Origin of the sequence: Amycolatopsis sp. NPDC024027, from assembly GCF_040638975.1 — a bacterium.
Lineage (GTDB): Bacteria > Actinomycetota > Actinomycetes > Mycobacteriales > Pseudonocardiaceae > Amycolatopsis.
In genome coordinates this window covers 1-6,447 of record NZ_JBEZYY010000040.1, presented here as the reverse complement: position 1 = coordinate 6,447, position 6,447 = coordinate 1, and the positions used below count along the sequence as shown (strand labels likewise).

At 74.1% G+C, this 6,447-nt stretch carries 3 protein-coding genes; 1 reads left to right on the top strand and 2 read right to left on the bottom strand.

What is annotated here, in order from left to right; translation table 11 throughout:
• Positions 1-199: 199 nt before the first annotated feature.
• Both AB0F52_RS48140 and AB0F52_RS48135 read right to left on the bottom strand, forming a co-directional pair.
• On the bottom strand, positions 200-1,588 hold the full coding sequence (locus AB0F52_RS48140; protein ID WP_360186220.1) for an FAD-binding oxidoreductase: 1,389 nt from the start codon (positions 1,586-1,588) through the stop codon (positions 200-202).
• A gap of 82 nt (positions 1,589-1,670) precedes the next feature.
• A complete protein-coding gene (locus tag AB0F52_RS48135) occupies positions 1,671-4,664 on the bottom strand; it encodes an AAA family ATPase (protein ID WP_360186217.1) in 2,994 nt (997 codons plus the stop codon).
• Positions 4,665-4,754: 90 nt separating this feature from the next.
• On the opposite strand from AB0F52_RS48135, the gene sthA reads away from it, so the two are divergent.
• Complete coding sequence (gene sthA, locus AB0F52_RS48130) at positions 4,755-6,167, top strand: Si-specific NAD(P)(+) transhydrogenase (RefSeq protein ID WP_360186214.1); 1,413 nt, start codon at positions 4,755-4,757, stop codon at positions 6,165-6,167.
• Positions 6,168-6,447 lie beyond the last annotated feature (280 nt).

The following is a 6,447-nucleotide window of genomic DNA, read 5'->3' as shown; positions in this document are numbered from 1 at the left end:
ACTTGGTCGGTGTTTGTGTTTTCCCCACCCCCAATTCTTTTTGTTGCCTCGGGCCGCCCCGTCCTTGTCAAGGCGGGAAAGCGTGCCTTGACACGGCGTCGCCGGCCGTGTTCTGGCTTCGGATCGGGGTTGCGGGGGGCCTGGGTGCCGTTGGGGTCGGCTTTTGCGTGCTGCTTCCGCGCCGTCGGATTTTGAATTTTTACGCTGGGCGGATGTTCTGGTTGATGTGGAAGGTGTTCTGGGGGTCGTACCTTCGCTTCACGGCTGCCAGGCGGTCGTAGTTGTGCCCGTAGGACGCTTTCACGCGGTCCTGGCCCTCCTCCATCATGAAGTTGACGTACGCCCCGCCCGCCGACGTCGGGTGCAGTTCCTCCCAGTAGTCGCGTGTCCACTGGGAAATGGCCTCCGCCTTCTCCGGGGCGGGGTCGACGCCGACGATCACGCCCGACCAGCCGCCCGAGCGGTGGGGGAACGCCGTCGCGTCCGGGGCGATGCGGCTTGCCGCGCCGTCGATCGGGTACAGGTGCATCGAGGAATGCATCGTCGGGAGTTCCGCGCCGTGCTTGAGGTGGATGGCGATCGCCTCGTCGGAGATCTCGTGGAACACGTCCGCGCGCCAGTACCACTGCAAGCCGGCCGGGTACAGCGCGTCGAACGCGCCCTGCAACGCCGTGTACGGCATGTCCTGCAAGCCGACCAGCAGCGGCGAGCCGAACGAACGGACCGGTTCCAGCACTTCCTCCGCCTTGTCGTGCGATCCCGTGTAACACCAGACGATTCCGCACGCCTTGCGGCCCCACAGCTGCTCCGGGAACGGCGGTGCGGGCGGCACCGTCAGCAGGCCGAACCAGCCGTTCAGCTCTTCGGGCAGCGACGGCAACAGCTCGCGGTACCAGCGCAGCACGTCCGGGGTGTCGGCCAGGTCGTACAGCACCGGGCCGCCGATGATCACGCCGTGCTCGCCGATGTCGTGGCAGCGGAAGGTGAACGACGTGACGACGCCGAAGTTGCCGCCGCCGCCGCGCAGGGCCCAGAACAGGTCCGCGTGCTCGGACTCCGACGCGTGCACGAAGGCGCCGTCGGCGAGGACGACGTCCGCGCCGAGCAGGTTGTCCACCGTCAGGCCGAAGCGGCGGGCCAGGTAGCCGATGCCGCCGCCGAGGGTCAGGCCCGCGACTCCGGTGGACGCGACGATGCCGGACGGGGTCGCCATGCCGAACGCGACCGTGGCGTGGTCGACGTCGCCCCAGGTGCAGCCGGCGTCGGCGCGGACCGTGTGGTGCACGGGGTCCACGGTGGTGCTGCGCAGCCGCGACAGGTCGATCACCAGGGCGCCGTCGGCGACGCCGAGGCCGCCCGCGTTGTGGCCGCCGCCGCGCACCGCGAGGTCCAGGCCCTGGGCACGGCCGTAGCGGACGCAGGCGACGACGTCGGCGGCGTCGCGGCAGTACGCGATCGCCGCGGGGCGTTTGTCGATCATGGCGTTGTAGACGGCGCGAGCCCCGTCGTAGCCGGGGTCGGCCGGGGTGACGAGGTCGCCGCGCAGCGTGGCGGCCAGTTCCTCGTGCGGCAAGGCGGTGGTGGTCATGGTGGGTTCCCTCTCGGATTTGCGGTACCGGAGGGAACGTAGGCAGCCGGCGTTCGCGCAGCGTTCGGTCCGTTCGTCCCGGTCAGGACGGAGCCGCCACGCCCAGGTCCGCCTCCGCGCGTAGCCGCAGGGCGGTGCTGCCCTGGGTGCGGGCCAGGTCCGCGGCCGCCCGCAGGCGGGGGACCGGGTCGGCGTCGTGCGCCGCCCGCAGCCGCAGGACCTCCGGCAGCCACCAGCGGTCGTCGCGGGCCTCGCCGGCCGCCAGCGCGGCGTCCAGCGTCGCCCGGGCCGCCTCCGGGGCCGACAGCTCGGCGACCAGCGACAGCCAGTACGGCATCCGGGCAAACGCCCCCTCCGCCTTGAGGTTCGCGACGCCCTCCTGCGCCGCGGCCAGCCCGGCCGCGCCGCCGCGGACCCAGCCGCCCAGGACCAGCGCCCACTCGCGGTAGTACGCGAAGCCGTACCGGTCGCACAGTGCCGTCAGCTCGGCCACCGCCGTCCCGAGTGCCCGGCGGTCGCGGCGCATCTGGTGGGTGATCCCGGCGTACGCCAGCGCGATGGCCAGGCTGTACGGGTGGTCGATCCGGCGGGCGAGGGCGATCGCCCCGGCGCCGCACGCCACGGCCGCGTCCTCGTGCCCGAGCAGCCAGTGGGCGTGGGCCGCCCAGGCCGGTCCGTGGACGTCCGGGCGGGTGCCGATCGGCCACGACGACGCGCCGCGCGTGCGTTCGGCGCCCAGGTCGAAGTGCCGCAGCGCCTCGGCCGGGTCGTGCCCGAGACTCAGCGACGAACCCGCGACGATGAAGTGCGCCGACCCGCCCTGCGCGGCGCTCGTGCCCGGCGTCAGGAGCCCGAGGGCGCGTTCGGCCGCCTCGTGGGCCTGGACGGTCCGGCCCTGGACGAACCGTGACGACCACAGCTCCAGCAGCGCGGTGAGCGCGGCCTCCTCGTCGCCCAGCGATTCGGCGAGCGCGAGCGAACGCTCGAGGGTGTGCTGCAGCTCGGGGGACGAGTAGCCCTGGTGAGCGTTGAGGGGACCGGCGAGCGCTTCGAGGACGGCCAGCTCGTCCCGGTCGCGGTTGCCGCTCGCCGGGCGGGCGCGGACGAGGTCCAGGGCTTCCCGCAGCAGCCGGATCGCTTCGGCGTGGGCGAACGTGCTCGCGGCGACGGCGGCCGCCCGCCGGTAGTGGGCGACGGCGCGGTCCGGGCGGCCGCCGCGGGCGTACTGCTCGGCCAGCTGCGCCGCCACGACGTCGGTGTCCCCGGCGTGCAGCAGCTCCAGGCCCTGGGCCAGCCGCCGGTGCAGCAGCCACCGCCGGGGCGGGCTGACCTGCTGGTAGGCGGTCTCGCGCAGCAGGTCGTGGGTGAAGTCGTAGCTGCCGCCGGACTCACGCACGAGCCGGCGGCGCCACAGCTCGTCGACGGCGTCGACGACGGTGTCCGCGTCCAGGTCGCTGGCCTCGGTGAGCAGCTCGAGGGTGACGTCCCGGCCGGCCGCGGCGGCGAGCCCGGCGATCTCGCGGGCGGCCGGGCCCGGTTGCTCCAGCCGCGTCCTCAGCACGGCGGCCAGCCCCTCGGCGGGCGGGGAATCGTGCGCCCGCAAGGCTTCGACGACGTAGAGCGGATAGCCGCCGGTGGCCGCGTGCAGCAGGTCGCGGTCCGAAGTGGACAGTGGGCGCCCGGCGACCGCTTCGCCGAGGCGGGCCGTGCCGGCGGCGTCGAACGGGCGCAGCGGCAGCTCGGTCAGCCTGCCGTCGTCGCGCAGCTGGGCCGTCCAGGCCGCGCCGGCCGGACCGGGATCGCCGTCGCGCAGGGTCGCGGCGACCAGCAGCGGCGCGTCCGGCAGCAGGCCGAGGCAGAAGGTGAGGAACGCGCCCGTCTCCTGGTCGCACCACTGCGCGTTGTCGAGCACCAGCAGGACGGGCCGCCCGCCGGCGGTGAGCGCCCGGGCCAGTCCCTCGAAGAACCGCAGGCGCTGCCAGGCTTCGACGGCCACGTGCCCGCCGCCGGCCGTCCGGGCGGCCGGCAGCAGCCGGTCGACTTCGGCGCGCCACACCGGGTCCAGCGACGCCGCCGCCTTCTGCACGGCCGGGGTGCGCAGCCAGTCGGCCACCGGCGCCAGCGGGAGCCGTCCCGGCGTGCCGAAGCACCGGCCGGCGGCCACGACCGCGCCCTCGGCGCGCGCCGCGCCGGCGAGCTCGCTCACCAGCCGGGTCTTGCCGACCCCGGCGTCGCCGCGCACGAGGACGAGCCCGGCGCGGCCCGCCGCGGCCGTCCGCCAGAGCTCGCCGAGCCGGGCCAGCTCCGTGGCGCGGCCGACGAGTCCGGGTGCGGCCGGTCGCCGGGGCTCGGGGTCCGGCCGGGCCAGCAGCCGCCGCAGCGCCGCGCGCGTCGGCTCGCCCGGGACGACGCCGAGCTCGCGCTCGAGCACCGACGCACACCGGTGGTAGGTGCTCACCGCGCCCGCCCGGTCCCCGGCCTCGGCCTGCAGCCCCATCAGCGTCCGGTAGCCGGTCTCTTCGAGGGGGCGCAGCGCGATCCGGCGGCGGGCCGCGGCGAGCGCGGTGGCGGGGTCGCCCGACGGTGTCCGGCCGATCAGGTCGCACAGTTCGACGCACTGGCGTTCGAGTTCGGCGCGGGCGGCCAGGACCCAGTCGTCGGCCAGGCCGGGCAGCAGGTCGCCGCGGTAGGCCGCCAGCGCGGCCCGGGCGTGGCCGACGGCTTCACCGGGGTCCCCGGCGGCCAGCGCGGCCCGGTGGGCGACGGCGAACTCCCGGACGTCCACGCGGCTCGACGGCGAGTCCCGCCAGCACAGGTCCTGCCCGGTGACGGTCAGCGGGGGCGGGTCGCCCAGCACGCGGCGCAGCTGGTGCAGCTCGCGGCGGAGGTTGGTCAGCGCCTGCGCGTCGGTGGAATCCGGCCAGAACAGCCCGGCGAGCAGGCGCCGGGGCTGCGCGCGGCCGGCGTGCAGGACGAGGTGGGCCACGAGCGCGACCGACCGCGGCGACCGCGTCAGCACGGCGCCGGACTCGTCGTCGGCGATCACCTGCTCGCCCAGCAGTGCGACGCGCAGCACCCGGACACGCTAGCCCCTCGGCGGGGCTGTGCGCGGATCTTCACCGGCCGGGGGTTGCGCCCGGACCCCGGGGTGCGCAGGCTCGACGTCGTGAGCGAGCACGAGTACGACCTCATCGTCATCGGTTCGGGCCCCGGCGGGCAGAAGGCCGCGATCGCCGCGGCGAAGCTCGGCAAGAAGGTGGCGGTCATCGACCGGCACGACATGGTCGGCGGGGTGTGCGTCAACACCGGCACGATCCCGTCCAAGACGCTGCGTGAAGCCGTGCTCTACCTGACCGGCATGAACCAGCGCGAGCTCTACGGCGCGAGCTACCGCGTCAAGCACGACATCACCATCGCCGACCTGCTCGCCCGCACCCAGCACGTCGTCGGGCGCGAGGTCCAGGTCGTGCGCGCGCAGCTGATGCGCAACCACATCGACCTGGTCGACGGCACCGCCTCCTTCTTCGACCCGCACACCGTGCTGGTCGACGGCCGGCACCGCGGCGACCGGCGGACGCTGTCGGGCGACCACGTCGTGATCGCCACCGGCACCCGGCCCGCGCGGCCGAAGCAGGTCGACTTCGACGCCGCCCGGGTGCTCGACTCCGACGAGATCCTGCGGCTCGAGCAGATCCCGTCGTCGCTGGTCGTGGTGGGCGCCGGGGTGATCGGGATCGAATACGCGTCGATGTTCGCCGCACTCGGCTCGCGGGTCACCGTGGTCGAGCAGCGCGAGCACATGCTGGACTTCTGCGACCCGGAGATCGTCGAGTCGCTCAAGTTCCAGCTGCGCGACCTCGGCGTCACGTTCCGCTTCGGCGAGAAGGTCGCGGACGTGGCGGTGTCCGACCACGCGACCATCACGACACTGGTCAGCGGCAAGCGCATCCCGGCCGACGGCGTCATGTACTCCGCCGGCCGCCAGGGCATGACCGGCGAGCTCAACCTGGAGGCGGCGGGCCTGGCCGCGGACGAGCGCGGCCGGCTGGTGGTCGACGAGAACTACCGCACCCCGGTGCCGCACATCTACGCGGTCGGCGACGTGATCGGCTTCCCGGCACTGGCGGCGACGTCGATGGACCAGGGCCGGCTCGCGGCGTACCACGCGTTCGGCGAGCCGGCGCACGAGCTCGGCGCGCTGCAGCCGATCGGCATCTACACGATCCCCGAGATCTCCTACGTCGGTGCGACCGAGGCCCAGCTGACGTCGTCGTCGGTGCCGTACGAGGTCGGCATCGCGCGGTACCGCGAGCTGGCGCGCGGCCAGATCACCGGCGACAGCTACGGGATGCTGAAGCTGCTGGTGTCCACGACGGACCGCAAGCTCCTCGGCGTCCACGTGTTCGGCACGGGCGCGACGGACCTGGTCCACATCGGACAGGCGGTGATGGGCTGCGGCGGCACGGTCGACTACCTGGTGGACGCGGTGTTCAACTACCCGACGCTGTCGGAGGCGTACAAGGTGGCGGCGCTGGACGCGACCAACAAGATCCGGGCGCTGGAACGCTTCACGTCCTGACGGTCGCGGAGTGCTCCGGACTGCTCGCCGACGCCGGTTGCCGCGAATGACTCATTCGGGACGTCGGAGGCCCCGAATGAGTCATTCGCGACCACGCGCGGGGTCGGCGATTCGCGCCCTCGCCGACTGTGAAAGCAGGCCCCGCCGGGAAGCACTCCCGGCGGGCTCGTCCCTTGTGGTCGGCCGGGGAGCTGCCGGCAAGTGTCGGGGGGGGGGAAAGAGGGGGCTGGGGGGGGGGCACAGGAGCAATAGACTCGCCGGGGGGGGGGGCGGGGGCCGC